We start from the raw sequence: 14,743 nt of genomic DNA, 5'->3' as shown, positions 1-14,743 counted from the left end.
CCCGGCTCCCGACTCCCGGGCGTTTCAGGCGTCGGGCCGGCAACCCGCCCCCCGCCCCCGATTCTCGACTCCCGGGCGTTTCAGGCGTCGGGGCCGGTGCCCGGCTCCCCCGCGTAGCGCTCGCCCAGTTCGCGGCTGCGTCGGGCGGCGGCTTCGACCGCCTCGCGGACGGCCCGGCCGACGCCCTCGTCGACCAGGGTGGTCACGGCCGCCTGGGTCGTGCCGCCGGGGGACGTGACGGACTCGCGCAGCGCGCCGGGCGGCTCGCCGGTGCCTCGGATCATCGCCACGGCACCCTCGGCGGCCTGGAGGACCATGTCCCGGGCGGCCTCCTCGGGGACGCCGAGCTCGTTCCCGGCCTTGATCATGTTCTCGATGACGTAGAAGAAGTAGGCCGGTGCGCTGCCCGAGAGGGCGGTGGCCGCGTCCTGGCACTCCTCGTCGAGGAGGATCACCCTGCCGACGGGGCTGAGCAGGTGCCGGGCCCGGCGCAGATGCTCCTCGGTGGTGTGGCGGCCCGGGGAGATCACGGACATGCCCGACTCGACGAGGACGGGAGTGTTCGGCATGACGCGGATGACGGGCCGCTCCCCGCCGAGCCGCCGCTCGACGAACCGGCTCGGGATGCCCGCCGCGGCCGAGACGACCAGGCAGTCGGGGCCGAGGTGCGGGGCGATCTCGTCGAGCAGTTCCGCCACGTGCTGCGGCCGGACCACGATCAGCACGGTGTCGGCCGCCTCGGCGGCGTGCCGCGGTGCCACGGCCGTGACGCCGTACTTCCACTTGAGTTCCTCGGCGCGTTCCGCGCGCGGTTCGACGACGAGGATCTCCTCCGGGGCATGGCCCGAGCGCACGAGACCGGCGAGGAGTGCCTCGCCCATCTCTCCGGCGCCGAACAGCGAGATCATGGCTGCACCGTAACCCGCGGTCCGGGGACGTGCCCGCCGAGTGCTCGGCGCGGGCTCCGGGCACGACGAAGCCGCCCGCCGGATCTCCCCCGTGGCGGGCGGCTCGTGTCCTTGGCGTCCAGAGGTCATGGCCGGCGGTGGCACGGAACCGTTGCAAGGAAGTAGCCACAGCCTTCGCACCTGGACGGCCGTCAGCCTATGCGGGACGGCGCGGTGCCCGCACCCGGTTTTCCGGGCGGGGGCCGGGGCTGTGTCAGGCGTCGGTCTCGTCGAAGCTGGCGAAGTAGGCCGCCGCCATGTCCTCGTCGCCGTGCCCCTGCTCGGCGGCGCGGGCCAGGCGAGCCGCGCTCGCCTCGGCCACGTCCAGGCGGACGCCCTGCCGCTGTCCGGCCTCGACGATCAGCCGGGCGTCCTTGGCCGCGGTCGACACGGCGAACTGGGCGGGTGAGAGCCGCCCCTCGCGGACCAGGTCGCTCTTGACGCGCAGGTAGCCCATGTCCAGGGGGCCGCCGGCGATGAGGTCGAAGAACTTCTGCGGGTCGACGCCGAGTGCCCCGGACAGGGCGAGCACCTCTCCGGCGGCGTTGGTCGCGGCGAGGACCCAGCTGTTGGCGACGAGCTTCAGCCGTGTCGCGGAGCCCTCGGCACCGTCCTCGCCGGTCCACACGGTACGGGCGCCGACGGCCTCGAAGACGGGCCTGACGCGGTCGCGGCCCTGCTCCGGGCCGGCGGCCAGGACCAGCAGCTGTCCGGCCTCGGCGGGCTGGCGGGTGCCGAGGACGGGGGCGTCGTAGAAGACGAGGCCGTGCTCGTCGGCGAAGGCGGCGAGGCCGGCGATCCCGTCCAGGCCGGCCGTGGTGGACTGCACCCAGGCGGCCCCGGCGCGCAGGCCCTTGGCGGCCTGGCGCATGACGTCGAGGGTGACGGGGCCGTCGAACAGCATCGTGAGGACGACGTCGGCGCCCTCGACGGCCTCGGCCGGGGTGTCCGCCACGCGCACGCCGTCGGCGGTCAGTGGCTCCGCCTTGTCACGGCTGCGGTTCCAGGCGCGGACGGTGTGTCCGGCGCGGGCGAGGTTGCGGGCCATCGCGGCACCCATGATGCCGGTGCCGAGCACGGCGACGGTGAGTTCGTCGGTCATGACCTCCACCCTCCCGGGTCCGCGGGGCGCGGAGCAAGCCGCTCCGGGGTCTTTGCGACCTGGAGCGGCGAGAGTCCGCGCGGTGTCCCCGCCCGCCGCACAGTTCGGGCGGGGACACCGTGGCCGGGCTCAGGCCTGAGCGGCCGGGAAGGTGGGGTACTCGACCCCGGAGACCTGCTGGACGACGCGGACGACCTGGCAGGAGTAGCCGAACTCGTTGTCGTACCAGAGGTAGAGGATGGCGTTGTCGCCGTCGACCTTGGTGGCGCCCGCGTCGACGATGGACGCGTGGCGGGAGCCGACGAAGTCCATGGAGACGGCGTCGGGGGCCGTGGTGAAGTCGATCTGGCGCTTCAGCGGCGAGTGCAGCGAGACGTCGCGGAGGTACTCGAGGACCTCCTCGCGGTTGGTCTCGCGGCCCAGGCGCAGGCTCAGGATGGCGATCGAGACGTCCGGCACGGGGACGCGGATCGAGCTGCCGGTGATCGGGGCCTTGAGCTCCGGCAGCGCCTTGGCGACGGCGGAGGCGGCACCGGTCTCGGTGATCACCATGTTGAGCGGCGCGGAACGGCCCCGGCGGTCGGCCTTGTGGTAGTTGTCCAGCAGGTTCTGGTCGTTCGTGAACGAGTGGACGGTCTCCACGTGGCCGCGCAGCACACCGTACTCGTCGTCCATGGCCTTCAGCGGCGGGACGATCGCGTTGGTGGTGCAGGAGGCGCAGGACAGGATGCGCTCGTCCGGCTTGATGGTGTCGTGGTTGACGCCGTGGACGATGTTCGGGACGTCGCCCTTGCCGGGGGCGGTCAGGACGACCTTGTCGATACCGGGGCGCAGGTGCTGGGACAGGCCCGCGCGGTCGCGCCACTTGCCGGTGTTGTCGATGAGGATGGCGTCCTTGATGCCGTACGCCGTGTAGTCGACCTCGGAGGGGTCGTTCGCGTAGATCACACGGATCGCGTTGCCGTTGGCGACGATCGTGCTGTTCGCCTCGTCGACGGTGATCGTGCCCTGGAACTGGCCGTGGATCGAGTCGCGGCGCAGCAGCGAGGCGCGCTTGACCAGGTCGGCCTCGCCGCCGCCGCGGACGACGATGGCGCGCAGGCGCAGGCCGTTGCCGGAGCCGGCCTTCTCGATCAGCAGGCGGGCGACGAGGCGTCCGATGCGGCCGAAGCCGTACAGGACGACGTCACGGCCTTCGCCGCGCTCGAGCTTGTTGGCGCCGGTGGCACCCGCGACGGCCTCGGCGGTGAACTCCGCGACCGACAGGCCGCGGTCGTCGGCCTTGTACTCGGCGGCGAGCATGCCGATGTCGATCTGGGAGGGGCCGAGGTCCAGCGTGGTGAGGGTCTGGAGGAACGGCATCGTCTCGGTGACGGAGAGTTCCTCGCCGTCGATCTGCCGGGCGAAGCGGTGGGTCTTGAGGATGCTGACCACCGACTTGTTCACCAAGGAGCGGCTGTGCAGCAGGACGGTCACGTCCCGCTCGCGGTGCAGCTTCCCGATGATCGGGATCATCGACTCCGCGATCTCCTCGCGGTTCTTCCAGTTGGTGAACGAGTCGTCGTTGACAGTCACAGTCTTCACTTTCGAGCTAGACGGCGCTCATATGCTAACCCGATGAGAATCCGGCCGTTCACGGGGTGGCCCGGAGGCCGCACTCGGGTGGGCTTCCGTCCCGGTAGGCGCCTTTTACGATCCCCCTCCCCTCTCCTTTCGGCGAGGCCCGCGCTCGTTTGCGTGCCGCGGCCGTGCCGGGTGTCATGAGGTATGGGCGGCGAGCCGGTCTCGGTGTTCCTCTGCGGCGACGTGATGCTCGGCCGGGGAGTGGACCAGCTCCTGCCCCGCCCGCTCGATCCGGCGATCCCCGAGCAGTACGTCCACGACGCCCGGGTCTATGTCGCCCTCGCGGAGGACCGCAACGGGGCCGTGCCACGGGACCGGGGGTTCGGCTACCCGTGGGGTGAGGTGCCGGAGCTGCTGGACGCGGCGGCGCCACAGGCCCGGATCCTCAACCTCGAAACGGCCGTGACCTGCCACGACGCCTTCCAGCCCGGTAAGGCCGTGCACTACCGGATGCACCCGGACAACCTCCCGGCGCTGGCCGTGGCCCGCCCGGACGTGTGCGTGCTGGCCAACAACCACGTCCTCGACTACGGCCGCCGCGGTCTCGCCGACACCCTGGCCGCGCTGTCCGCCGCCGGTCTGCCGACGGCCGGAGCGGGAGCGGACCTCGGGGAGGCGGGCGCACCGGTGACCCTCCGCCTACGGCCCGACGTGCGGCTGAGCGTGTTCGGTCTGGCGGCCGAGTCCAGCGGGGTCCCCCGCGACTGGGCGGCGACGGCCGGGCGCAGCGGAGTCCATCTGGCCGGGGACGGCACGCTCCCCCGGCTGCTGACGGCGGTGGCGGAACGCAAGCGGGCCGGGGACCTGGTCGTGGTGTCGGTGCATCTGGGCTCCAACTGGGGCTATCCACCGGCGCGTTCGGACCGCGCCCTGACCCATGCCCTGGTCGACGCCGGAGCCGACGTGGTGCACGGGCACTCCTCGCACCACCCACGGCCGCTGGAGCTGTACCGCGGCCGGCTCGTCCTGCACGGCTGCGGCGACCTCGTCAACGACTACGAGGGCATCGGCGGCCAGGAGCACTACCGCGACGACCTGCGATTGCTGTACCTCGTCGAACTCGACGCGGGCGACGGCCGTTTGCGCCGGGTACGCCTGATCCCCCTGCGCAGCCGCCGGCTGCGTCTGGAACGGGCACCCGCGCAGGACACGCGGTGGCTGCGCGACACCCTGGACCGCGTCAGCCACCCCTACGGCGTCCGTGTCGACCCGGACGGCGACGCGCTGGTGGCCCGGCCGGCCGCATAGGACCCCGGCGCGCAGAACACCCGTTCCACCACCGTCGCTTGCGGCCTCTCCCGCGCGTCAGTGCGTCGACCGTGCCGCCGTCAGCACCACCGCCGCCGCGCCCGTGCCGAGGAGCGCCCCGGCGATCACATCACCCGGGTAGTGGACGCCGGTGTGCACACGGGAGTAGCCGACGGCCACGGCGATCAGGCCGAGCGGGACGGTCGCGACCGGCAGCGCGGGGCCGACGGCGGCGGCGAACGCGACGGCGGAGGCCGTGTGGCCGGAGGGGAAGGACGCCGAGTCCGGCATCGCGACGTGCCGCCCGGGGAACGGCGAGTCCTCGGCCCGGTGCGGCCGGCGCCGTCGTACCAGCTTCTTGCCGACCAGGTTGGCGCTCGCCGAGGCGACGCCGACGGCGGCCATGCCCAGCAGTGCCGCGCGGCGCGGCCGTCCGGGTACCAGCGCGAGCAGCCCCGCGACGGCGAACGAGATCTTCGAGTGGTCCGCGGCGGCGGAGAGCCGGCGCAGCGCCCTGTCGAGCGCCGGTGTCTCGGTGACGGTCACCGCCTCGTACAGCGCCTGGTCGAGGGCACCGAGGTCGCGTGCGAGGCGACGGTGGGGCAGGCGGTCGTTGGGCGGGTGGTCGGACATCACTCGGCTCCCTGTGGTGCTGTGCGGAAGGTCAGTGCCAGGTGGACGATGCGTCGCCAGTCCACCGGCGGTGTCACATAGGCGGCGCCCGGCCGGTGCCGCGGCACCCGGATGCGCAGCGCCTTGGGCCGTACGGTGCACACGACGGGCACCGGCATGACGAGGGCCTCGCCGTCCACGGCCACCGGGACGGTGTCGGTGTCGGCCCGTACGGCCACCCGGGTCGCGGTCAGCACCGTGATGCCCCCGGCCCGTTCGCCGAGCAGCGCGACCCCGGCGGCCCCGGCCGCGCCCTCCACGCGTACGGCGATCACGCCCAGGCTGCCGCGGTCGAGCCGGGGCCGGCGGCCGCCGCCGAACGGGTCGGCGCGCGCGTAGGGGTTGTTGCTGATCAGCAGCGCCTGCGGACCGGACACCTCGGTGCCGTCGGCGTCGGCCTCCAGATGGGCGCCCTCGCTGCCCTGGAGCAGGTCCGGGAGGTGTTCGAGGGCGGTGGCCGTCTTGGCGTCGCGGTAGTCGGGGTTCTGCACGATGTGCGCGTACGCCCCGAAGGACACGGTGTTGACGAAGGGGCGCCCGTCGACGTCGCCGAGGTCGACGCGGAGTTCGACGCCTTCGGTGAGGGCGTCGAGGCAGGTCGAGGGGTCGTTGCGGTCGAGGCCGAGGTCCATGGCGAAGTGGTTGCGGGTGCCCGCGGAGATGACGAGGAAGGGCAGCCGGTGCTCGACGGCCACCGAGGCGACGATGGCGAGGGTGCCGTCCCCGCCCGCCGCGCCCAGGAGGTCGGCGCCCTCGGCGACCGCCCGCCGGGCCAGGGTCTCGACATCGGGTCCGTCGGGTTCGAGCAGCACCACGCGGGCGCCGAGCGCCTCGGCGCGGTCGACGAGACCGAAGCGCTCGACCTTGCCGCCGCCGGACCGCGGGTTCATGATCAGCACCGGGCGGCGCGGCGGCGGCGTGCCGCGCGCGTGCATGCCGTACGGCTGGCGCAGCCGGCGCAGACAGGCGCGGGCGAAGCCCAGTGCGGCCGCCCACAGGGCGATCACGGCGACGGCCAGGAGCCACACGCCCGTCGCGGCGAACAGCACCAGCACGGCGATCGGCGTGACCACGGCCAGCAGCACGCCCAGCAGCCGCGCGGCCCGGCGATGGGCGAGGGCCCACCACACACCGGCGCCGGTGAGCGCGGAGCCGAGCAGCCCGATGACGAGCAGCAGGACACCGCCGGAGCCGGCCGCCGCGGCGATGAACGCGAAGGCGCCGAGGGCGCACAGTAGGGCGAGTCGCGCCCAGGTGCGGGCCCGGCCGTCGCCCGCCGCACTGCCGCCCGAGCCGGATCCCACCGCTGTAGCCATCCCTCTCCCTGCCCTCCGTCCGATCGTCGTCGTCTGCCCCGCCGTCGGAGCGTCAATCCGGCGGCGCCGTCGACGATCTCATGATTCATGATGGCCCTTCGCGGGCCGTCAGGCGCGGGAGACCGCCCTCTGACACGGGGACGGCCCGTGGTCGTGCGGCCGGGCGGATCGCACCGGACCGGCGGACGAGCCGTTGAACGCGAGAAGTGCTCAGCTCTTGTGTTCGTGCGGTTCGCCGCAACACCCGCCGGACCCGTCGGAGTCGGCGGCCGAGGTGTCCAGCCGGCAGAAGCAGGACGCCTCGACCGGTACGTCCGCGAGGGCGGTGGCGATCTTCAGTTGCTGGGCGACGACGCCCGCCTCGCCGAGCTTGCCGAGCCGGACGAGACACTCGTGGAAGCCGTGCAGCGCCCAGACGTTCCCGGGATGCTGGCAGGCCCGCGGCAGGGTGTCGTCCAGCCCCAGGTCGGCCCGGTAGACGGCCTCGGCCCGCTCGATCCGCCCCTGCTCCAGCAGCAGGGCGCCGAGCGCGTGCCGGGTGGGCTGCATCCAGCCCCAGGGCTCGTCGTAGGGCAGGGTGTCGTCGAGTGCCACGGACCGCTCCAGGGCCGCGAAGGCGGTGTCGAAGTCGCCTTTGCGGTAGGCGAGTTCGCCGTCGAGCATGGCGGAGGCGATGGCGAGGATGTCGGCGCAGGTGTTGTTGAACAGCATCCGGGTCTCGGGCACCCGGACCACGGCCGCGCGGAACAGCTCGCGCTCCGCCTCGGCCTCGGGGATCCGGCCCGTCGCCGAGAACGCGACGCCGCGGGCGTAGTGGAGCATCGACGTGGTCATGCAGTACAGCACCGGGTCGGCGGGCAGGGGCAGTCCGAGGATCTCCTCCCAGCGGCCGAAGCGGATCAGCACATGGACCCGCATGGCGAGGAAGGCCTCCAGCCAGTCGGCCATGGGCGGGCTCTCCACCCGCAGCAGGTCCTCCGGGATGCTGGCCTCCAGCTGCGCGGCGGTGTCCAGGGCGACCCGGGACTGGCCGAGGAACATCGCGCCGTAGATCTTGAAGTGGTAGTTGTGCGAGCGGTACAGGGTGTAGAAGTTCATCGCGCCGTTGCGGGCGAGGATCTCCTGGTCGGCGGCGATGGCCGCGCTGTTGTCGCTGACCACGCTGCGGTAGTCGCCGCACAGGACCTCCAGGTGCGAGGGCATGTGCTGGAGGTGGCCCGCGGCGGGGACCAGGCCGCGCAGCCGGTCGGCGACGGGCAGGGCCGCCTCCGGGGTCGGGGACATCTCCATCAGGTGGATGTACAGGTGCAGCAGGCCAGGGTGGACCGTGCCCGCCTCGGTGGCGAGCGCCCGGTCGAGGACGGCCTTGGCCTCCAGCGTCCGGGCGCCCTCGGCGGGCTCGCCCGTGCGCATGTCCCACAGCTGCCAGGGCGTCAGGTTCATCAGCGCGTCGGCGCACAGGGTCGCCACGTCGAGGTCGTCGGGGGCGAGCGCGTGCACGGCGGCCATCCGTTCGGCGTAGGGCGCGTTCCACACCGAGCAGTCCTCGGCGGGCCGGTCCTGCGGATAGCGGGCCCGCAGGGCCTCGATGAGGGCGCGCTCGACGGGGGTCGCGCGGTCCGCCAGCTCGTGGGCGCGCTCCACGGCCGCGTGGGTGCGCTCGACGGTCCGCGCGAGGTCCCTCTCGTCGAAGAACTCCCACGGCTTGTTGTAGTTGGGGCCCAGGGCGTAGGCGATGCCCCAGTGGGCCATGGCGCAGTCCGGGTCGGCCGCCACGGCCTTCTCGAAGCAGGAGACGGCCTCCTCGTGATGGAAGGCGTACGTCCACACCAGCCCGCGGTCGAACCACAGCTGGGCGGTGGACGAGGCAGTCGTCACGGGGCGGGTGTGGCTGCCGAGGTCGTAGTAGTCCATGTGTCTTCCCTGGCTGTCGGCCGCCCGGGCCGCCGGTGGGCCGCGGTCGTGCGGCGCAGCCTAGCGGCGGCGGACCTGGCCCGCCCGGGGCGTAACCACTTATACTGGTTACGTCGTCACAGGCTCAGGAAAGGACGGGTCGATGCCCACGGGACTCACCAGGGACGCCGGCTGGGAGATCGGCGTCTCGCGCACCCTGCCCCATCCGCCGGCCGCGGTGTGGGACCTCGTCAGCGGCCCCGAGGGGCTCGCCCTCTGGCTGGGCGCCGGGGCGGAGCCGACGCCGGAGCTCGGGTCCGCGTACCGGACGGCCGACGGTACCGAGGGCGAGGTGCGCGGCTACCGCCCCGGCGAGCGCATCCGCCTCGCGCACGGCGCGACGACCGTGCAGATGACGGTCTCCCCCGCGGGCGGCGGCAGCAGGGCCGTCCTGCGGTTCCACGAGGAGCGACTGCGCGGCGCCGAGGAGCGTGAGGCGCGGCGCGCGCACTGGAGGAGGGTCATGGACGAGATCGCCGCCGTGCTGGGCTGAGCCCGGGGCGCACACCGGCGGCCTCCGGTTTCGAGGACGGGCGCGGAGCGCGGGCGGCGGGTCAGGCGCTGCGCGCCGCCGAGCGCTGCTCCAGTCGGCGCAGCGCGATTTCACCCCATCGGATGTTCTCCCGCTCGAAGGCCATGCCCCGCAGAAGGGTGAGATAGGGCCCGATCCGCTCGGCCTCGGCGAAGTACTCGTCCTCGGTGCGGCCGTCCAGCAGTCGCTGCCGTAGCCGCTCGTAGCGTTCGAGCTTGGCGGTGGCCCACTCCGATCGCTCGGCGACGGCCGCGCGTACCGCGTCCATGTCGCCGACGTCCGCGCACTGCACCTTCACCATCAGCTCGTCGCGGATCGCGGTCGGCTTGGCCGGCGGCTCGGCGACGTAGGCGCGCACGGCCTCGTGCCCGGCCTCGGTGAGCGAGAACAGCCGCTTGTTGGGGCGGCGCTCCTGCTCCACGACCCGCGCGCTGATCAGACCGTCGCCCTCCATGCGCTCCAGCTCCCGGTAGAGCTGCTGCGGCGAGGCCATCCAGAAGTTGGCGACCGAGGCGTCGAACTGCTTGGCGAGGTCGTAGCCGGAGGCCTCGCCCTGGAGCAGGGCCGCCATGAGCGCGTTTCGCAGTGCCATGGCAGCAAGCTAGCACTCGCGTTGAGTAGTCAACGAGCTGACTATGCGCTCCCCCCGGGTGCGGCCCGTGACCCGTACCCGGACTTCCGGGACCCGGTTCCGTGCTTCCGCGGTCCCGTTCGGTATTTCCGCGCCCCCCCATGATCGCGTGGCGGACGCGGCGGTACGTCCCGCAGCGGCAGACGTGGCGGATCTCGTCGAGGCCGGCCTCGGTGAGCTCGCGGCCCGGACCCGCACCGGCTCAGACGCCCACCGCTTCCCCCGCCTCCAGGCGGTCCAGCAGCCCGTCCCTGTGCAGAGCGGCGACCGGGGCCAGCAGGTCGGGGTGGCGCAGGAGCGGCGCCGCTCGCAGGGCGCGTTCGTCCGGAGCCGTGAGACGGCGGAAGCCCAGCGGGGTCACGCTGGTGTGCCCGGACCGGCCCACGGCGGCCACGCACCGCACGGCCAGGGCGGGGTCGGCGAGGAGACACGCGGCCCAGCTGGCGACGACCTCGTCGACCCAGCTCCGCCAGGCGTCGTCCGCCGGGTCGCCTTCGTGTTCGTGGAGGCCGGCGCCCGAGATGCGGTCCAGGCGCGCCGAGCCGCCTGGCCCGGCGAAGGTGACGAGCGCCGCGTCCATGGCCGTGGGGTAGCGCAGCTCGGCGGCGACGGTCACCGCCTGGCGGGCCTGCGCCTCGCACAGCGCGGCGGCCAGGGCACCGCCGCCGGGCGGGTAGGCGGACATGAGCCAGCGGACGGTCGCCGCGACGAGTGAGGAAAGGTCTGGAAGCACTGCCGGGCCGTCCGGATCACGTCGGTCGATGGGGGTCCCATCACGGTAGCCCGCCCCTCCCCGCGCCGGACATGCCCGGAAACAGCCCGGTTCCGTGTCCTCCGCCACACCCCGGCCCGGCCGCGTCGGCGCACCGGCCGCACCCTGCTCCGCATGCACGTCCGTCCCAGGGGTGGTACGCCGGGAGCATGACCGGCATCGAACTGAGCAGCAGCGCTTTCGACGACCACGCGACCATCCCGCGCCGGTACGCGCTGGAGGGCGAGAACATCTCTCCCCCGCTGACCTGGTCCGGGGTGCCGGACGACGCCGCCGAACTGGTCCTGGTGTGCGAGGACCCCGACGCCCCGTCGGGCACCTTCGTGCACTGGGTCTGCGTGGGCATCGATCCGCGCAGCGGCGGCGCTGGTTCCGGGGAGCACCCCCGCGGCGGCACCGACCTGGTCAACGGCTACCACCGGCGAGGCTGGGGCGGCCCGCACCCGCCGCCGGGCGACGAGGCGCACCACTACTACTTCCGCCTCTACGCCCTCGGCGAGCCCGTCGTCCTGCCCGACGCGCCCTCCGCGGACCAGGTGCACCGGATCCTGGAGGAACGCGAGATGGCCAGCGGCACGCTGGTGGGCATGTACCGGCGCTGAGCCGGGGTGAGGCACGGCCCGTACGAGCCTTCGGCGACGGCGGGCAGTGCCGCCGCACCGAGGCCCGGTCCGGCGGACAGAGGGTCGTGCGTGCCTGCGTGTTTCCCGGGCGCCCTCGTGCAGCGGCGGTTCCCTGGCGCCCTCGTGTAGCCGCGCCGCCATGGGGCACTCGGACGCGGGCGGGCCCGACCGGAGCCCGTCGTCCGACACGGAGGTGTGGAACATGGGTCACGGAGGGAACGTCATCGACGAGCTGATGACCGACCACCGGGAGGTCGAGCAGTTCTTCGCCCGGATCGAGGCGCTGCCGCCGGGCGCCGAGGACCGCAAGCTGTACGCCGACCAGGTCACGATGGAGCTGGTGCGGCACTCGGTGGCCGAGGAGGCCTATCTCTACCCGGCCGTGCGCAAGCACCTGCCGAACGGGGACGCCCTGGCCGACCGGGAGATCGAGGACCACTCCAAGGTCGAGCGGATCATGAAGGACCTGGAGGGCTGCGGCGCGGACGACCCGCGGTTCGACGCGCTGATCACGAGCCTGATGACCGAGGTCCGGGCCCACCTGACCGACGAGGAGGGGACTCTCTTCCCCGGTCTGCGCGCGTCCTGCCCGCCGGAGGCGCTGGACGACCTCGGTGACAAGGTCCGCATGGCGAAGAAGGCCGCGCCGACCCGGCCGCACCCGTCGACGCCGTCCACGCCCCCGGCGAACAAGCTGCTGGCGCCGGGCATCGGCATGGTCGACCGGATGCGCGACGCGCTCACGGGGCGGGGCAAGTCGGTCTGACGGCCCCGGGAGAACGGGAGCCCTGGAGAGCCCGGAGCCCGGGGAGAACGAGATCGCCGGGAAACCGGTGGAGGCACCGCGGCAGGACAGGAATGGCGCGGGCCGAAGCGGCGTTGTGGAAGGTGCGGGGCCGGACCCGGGACGGACGGGATCGGCCCGCCCTCCCCCTCGTGCCCGGCGGGCACACGGCCCTGCGCTTTTTCGGCCGACGGGGAGGCCAACGACGTTGCAGCAGAAGGGGCGTGACACCGATGGCGTCGACAGGGCTTGATGCGGCCGGAGCGATTCCGCTGGTGACCGGGTGCGGTCGCCGGATCGAGGTGAAGTGCCTCAGGCTCGCGCCCGAGGAGCGCCCCATCAGCCGGGTCACGCTGGACGTGGGCGGCCACCAGGACGGCGGCCCCGGTGTCTGGGCGTCCCTGACCGCCACGGAGGCGCGCGAACTGGCCCGGCTACTGATCGAACGCGCCGACGTGGCCGAGCACTTCCCCGAGGCGGGCCGCGCGGAGGTCACGGCCGTCTGAGGCCCGGCTCCCGCCCGTCAGGGCAGGAAGTCGTCCAGGGCCCGGACGAAGCCGGCCGGGTCGTCGAGCCAGGGGAAGTGACCGGCGCCGGGCTGGACGACATGCCGGGCGTCGGGGAAGAGCGCGGCGATTTCGGCCGTGGCGGCGGGCGGGGAGTTCAGATCCAGCTCACCGGCCAGGACGAGCACCGGGCGGTCGAAGGCGGCGAGCGCCGCGCGGGTGGCGTCCGGGGCGAAGGCCCCCTCCGAGCCGTAGACGGCGGCCGCCTGTTCGTTGCGCTGGGTCGCCCCGGCGGCCTGGTGGGCCTGCGCCGTGTCGTCCCAACGCCCGTATCCGAAGGGCGCGACGGCCTGCCAGGTCGCCTCCGTGGCCCGGCCCGCCATGATCTCCTCCAGGGCCGCGAAGGCCCCGGGGAACCACGGTTCGTCCCGGCGCAGCAGCGCGGTCTCGCGGCGTGTCTCCCCGGAGACGGTGATGCCCGCGGCGAACGGACTGGGCGTCAGCAGCGCCAGCCGGTCGACGCGGGCGGGGTGGGCCTCGGTGTAGCGCAGGGCGAGGTTCGTGCCGGCGGAGTGGGCCAGCAGGGTCATGTGGTCGAGGCCGAGATGGGCGCGCAGTGCCTCGACGTCGTCGACCAGCCGGTCGCAGCGGTAGCCGGCCGGGTCGACGGGTTCCGACGACGCTCCGGTTCCCCGTAGGTCCAGCATGATCAGCCGGTGCCGGGCACCGAGTCCGCCCAGGTCACCGAGGTAGAGGGAGTCCTGCATGGGGCCACCGGGCAGACAGACCAGCGGTTCCCCTTGTCCTGAGACGTGATACGCGAGCGTGGTGCCGTCGAACGCCGAGAAAGTGGCCATGATCGGCGACTTTTTCAGCCGGCCCGGGTCCCGGCAACCGGATTTCGCCGTACGGCGCGCGGCGCGCGGGTGACGTCCGGGGAACCGGTCGCAATGGGCCGCCCGCGCCTCCGAAGCCCAGGCGGACGCATGGGCGATGTGGGGCGTACGCATGGGCGATGTGCGGACTGGTGTGCGGAAAACCCGTTGCGAGCCCGTCCCCCGACACCGGACGCTGGCGCCATGCCAGCCACCCTCCGTCCGGCCACCCTCGCCGACGCGCCCGCCATCACCGACCTCCTCAACGCCGTGGACCTGATCGAGATCGGGCGGGCCGAGACCGATCTGCACACCGTCGAGGCCGATCTGAAGCATCCCGAGGCCGACCTGGAGCGCGACTCCTGGCTGGCGTTCGAGGGCGAACGGCTGGTGGCGTACGGGCTGCTGTGGGACGAGTCGGGCGGCGAGCGCGTCGACATCGACCACTACGTGCTGCCCGACCACCAGCAGGCGGGGTTCGACGTCCTCGCGGCCATGGAGACCAGGGCACTGGAGAAGGCGCGTGACAACGGGGCGCGGCGGGCGGTGGTCCATCTGCATCTGAACGTACGGCCCACGACCGACCAGGACCGGCTGCGCGAGCGCGGCTGGCAGGCCGTCCGCCGCTATCACGTGCTGCACCGGCCGCTGGACCCCGCGGCGGACCAGCCGCCCGCCCCGCCGGAGGGCGTGCGGATCAGGCCCTGTGCCACCGAGGCGGACAGGGAACTCGTGCACCGGCTCTACCAGGAGACGTTCGCCGAGCACTTCGACTTCCAGCCGCGTGCCTACGCCTCCTGGCTCAGCGACATCGACGGCGACACCGTGGACTGGTCCCTGGTGTGGATCGCAACGACCGACGAACTGGGCGACGCGGGCTTCCTGCTGGCGCGCAACGACCGTGAGGCCATGGGCTGGATCCGCAGTGTCGGCGTACTGGCCGACGCGCGCGGCAAGGGGCTCGGCGGGCTGCTGCTGCGGCACGCCTTCGCCGCGTTCGCCGCGCTGGGCCGGGACACCGTGGGGCTGGGCGTGGACACCTCGAACGCCACCGGGGCGCCGGAGCTGTACCGCCGCCACGGCATGACCGTGCACTACGCGGTGGACACCTGGGAGGCGGAGCTCTCGTAGGGCATGTCCTGCCGCAGGACGCCCGAGG

At 73.3% G+C, this 14,743-nt stretch carries 15 protein-coding genes; 6 read left to right on the top strand and 9 right to left on the bottom strand.

Features of this window, described 5'->3' with window-relative positions; translation table 11 throughout:
- Positions 1 to 80 precede the first annotated feature (80 nt).
- The 3 genes from proC to ACFYR0_RS08905 all read right to left on the bottom strand — a co-directional run bounded on the left by proC (position 81) and on the right by ACFYR0_RS08905 (position 3,624).
- Complete coding sequence (gene proC / locus ACFYR0_RS08915) at positions 81 to 908, bottom strand: pyrroline-5-carboxylate reductase (protein WP_389323555.1); 828 nt, start codon at positions 906 to 908, stop codon at positions 81 to 83.
- 253 nt (positions 909 to 1,161) lie between these two features.
- Complete coding sequence (locus ACFYR0_RS08910) at positions 1,162 to 2,049, bottom strand: NAD(P)-dependent oxidoreductase (RefSeq protein WP_389323552.1); 888 nt, start codon at positions 2,047 to 2,049, stop codon at positions 1,162 to 1,164.
- 129 nt (positions 2,050 to 2,178) lie between these two features.
- Positions 2,179 to 3,624 carry a glyceraldehyde-3-phosphate dehydrogenase gene (locus ACFYR0_RS08905; RefSeq protein WP_386380144.1) on the bottom strand — a complete coding sequence of 482 codons (1,446 nt, stop codon included), beginning with the start codon at positions 3,622 to 3,624 and terminating at the stop codon, positions 2,179 to 2,181.
- A 192-nt stretch (positions 3,625 to 3,816) separates the two neighbouring features.
- Between ACFYR0_RS08905 and ACFYR0_RS08900 the strand changes: the two genes are divergently transcribed.
- Positions 3,817 to 4,920: a CapA family protein gene (locus tag ACFYR0_RS08900; protein ID WP_389323548.1), complete on the top strand. Its 1,104-nt coding sequence runs from the start codon at positions 3,817 to 3,819 to the stop codon at positions 4,918 to 4,920.
- 57 nt (positions 4,921 to 4,977) lie between these two features.
- Here the strand turns inward: ACFYR0_RS08900 and ACFYR0_RS08895 are convergent, their stop codons facing one another.
- The 3 genes from ACFYR0_RS08895 to ACFYR0_RS08885 form a co-directional block, all read right to left on the bottom strand.
- Positions 4,978 to 5,553, bottom strand: coding sequence for a phosphatase PAP2 family protein (locus ACFYR0_RS08895; protein ID WP_389323545.1), 576 nt, complete (start codon positions 5,551 to 5,553; stop codon positions 4,978 to 4,980).
- Entirely contained in the window at positions 5,553 to 6,908 is a 1,356-nt protein-coding gene (locus ACFYR0_RS08890) for a diacylglycerol/lipid kinase family protein (protein ID WP_389323542.1), read from the bottom strand. The genes ACFYR0_RS08895 and ACFYR0_RS08890 overlap by 1 nt, the downstream gene beginning before the upstream one ends.
- Before the next feature lie 210 nt (positions 6,909 to 7,118).
- Positions 7,119 to 8,822 carry a hypothetical protein gene (locus ACFYR0_RS08885; protein ID WP_389323539.1) on the bottom strand — a complete coding sequence of 568 codons (1,704 nt, stop codon included), beginning with the start codon at positions 8,820 to 8,822 and terminating at the stop codon, positions 7,119 to 7,121.
- 142 nt (positions 8,823 to 8,964) lie between these two features.
- Here ACFYR0_RS08885 and ACFYR0_RS08880 point away from each other — a divergent pair, with 142 nt between their 5' ends.
- On the top strand, positions 8,965 to 9,354 hold the full coding sequence (locus ACFYR0_RS08880; RefSeq protein ID WP_389323536.1) for an SRPBCC domain-containing protein: 390 nt from the start codon (positions 8,965 to 8,967) through the stop codon (positions 9,352 to 9,354).
- A gap of 61 nt (positions 9,355 to 9,415) precedes the next feature.
- On the opposite strand, the gene ACFYR0_RS08875 is transcribed toward ACFYR0_RS08880, so the two are convergent.
- Both ACFYR0_RS08875 and ACFYR0_RS08870 read right to left on the bottom strand, forming a co-directional pair.
- The gene (locus ACFYR0_RS08875) at positions 9,416 to 9,985 is read right to left on the bottom strand and encodes a PadR family transcriptional regulator (RefSeq protein WP_386380138.1); all 570 of its coding nucleotides are present in this window, start codon (positions 9,983 to 9,985) and stop codon (positions 9,416 to 9,418) included.
- A 241-nt stretch (positions 9,986 to 10,226) separates the two neighbouring features.
- Complete coding sequence (locus ACFYR0_RS08870) at positions 10,227 to 10,709, bottom strand: hypothetical protein (RefSeq protein ID WP_389323533.1); 483 nt, start codon at positions 10,707 to 10,709, stop codon at positions 10,227 to 10,229.
- A gap of 236 nt (positions 10,710 to 10,945) precedes the next feature.
- Here ACFYR0_RS08870 and ACFYR0_RS08865 point away from each other — a divergent pair, with 236 nt between their 5' ends.
- The 3 genes from ACFYR0_RS08865 to ACFYR0_RS08855 all read left to right on the top strand — a co-directional run bounded on the left by ACFYR0_RS08865 (position 10,946) and on the right by ACFYR0_RS08855 (position 12,709).
- Positions 10,946 to 11,398: a YbhB/YbcL family Raf kinase inhibitor-like protein gene (locus ACFYR0_RS08865; RefSeq protein ID WP_389323530.1), complete on the top strand. Its 453-nt coding sequence runs from the start codon at positions 10,946 to 10,948 to the stop codon at positions 11,396 to 11,398.
- A 223-nt stretch (positions 11,399 to 11,621) separates the two neighbouring features.
- Positions 11,622 to 12,185 carry a hemerythrin domain-containing protein gene (locus ACFYR0_RS08860; protein WP_389323527.1) on the top strand — a complete coding sequence of 188 codons (564 nt, stop codon included), beginning with the start codon at positions 11,622 to 11,624 and terminating at the stop codon, positions 12,183 to 12,185.
- A gap of 251 nt (positions 12,186 to 12,436) precedes the next feature.
- Positions 12,437 to 12,709, top strand: coding sequence for a hypothetical protein (locus ACFYR0_RS08855; RefSeq protein WP_389323524.1), 273 nt, complete (start codon positions 12,437 to 12,439; stop codon positions 12,707 to 12,709).
- A gap of 17 nt (positions 12,710 to 12,726) precedes the next feature.
- Here the strand turns inward: ACFYR0_RS08855 and ACFYR0_RS08850 are convergent, their stop codons facing one another.
- Positions 12,727 to 13,566, bottom strand: a complete 840-nt coding sequence (locus tag ACFYR0_RS08850; RefSeq protein ID WP_389323521.1) for an alpha/beta fold hydrolase — start codon at positions 13,564 to 13,566, stop codon at positions 12,727 to 12,729.
- Positions 13,567 to 13,788: 222 nt separating this feature from the next.
- On the opposite strand from ACFYR0_RS08850, the gene ACFYR0_RS08845 reads away from it, so the two are divergent.
- Positions 13,789 to 14,715: a GNAT family N-acetyltransferase gene (locus ACFYR0_RS08845; RefSeq protein ID WP_389323518.1), complete on the top strand. Its 927-nt coding sequence runs from the start codon at positions 13,789 to 13,791 to the stop codon at positions 14,713 to 14,715.
- The last annotated feature ends 28 nt before the right edge of the window (positions 14,716 to 14,743 follow it).

Origin of the sequence: Streptomyces sp. NPDC005017 (genome assembly GCF_042873115.1) — a bacterium.
Classification (GTDB): Bacteria; Actinomycetota; Actinomycetes; order Streptomycetales; family Streptomycetaceae; genus Streptomyces.
This window is presented reverse-complemented; position numbering and strand designations above follow the sequence as displayed.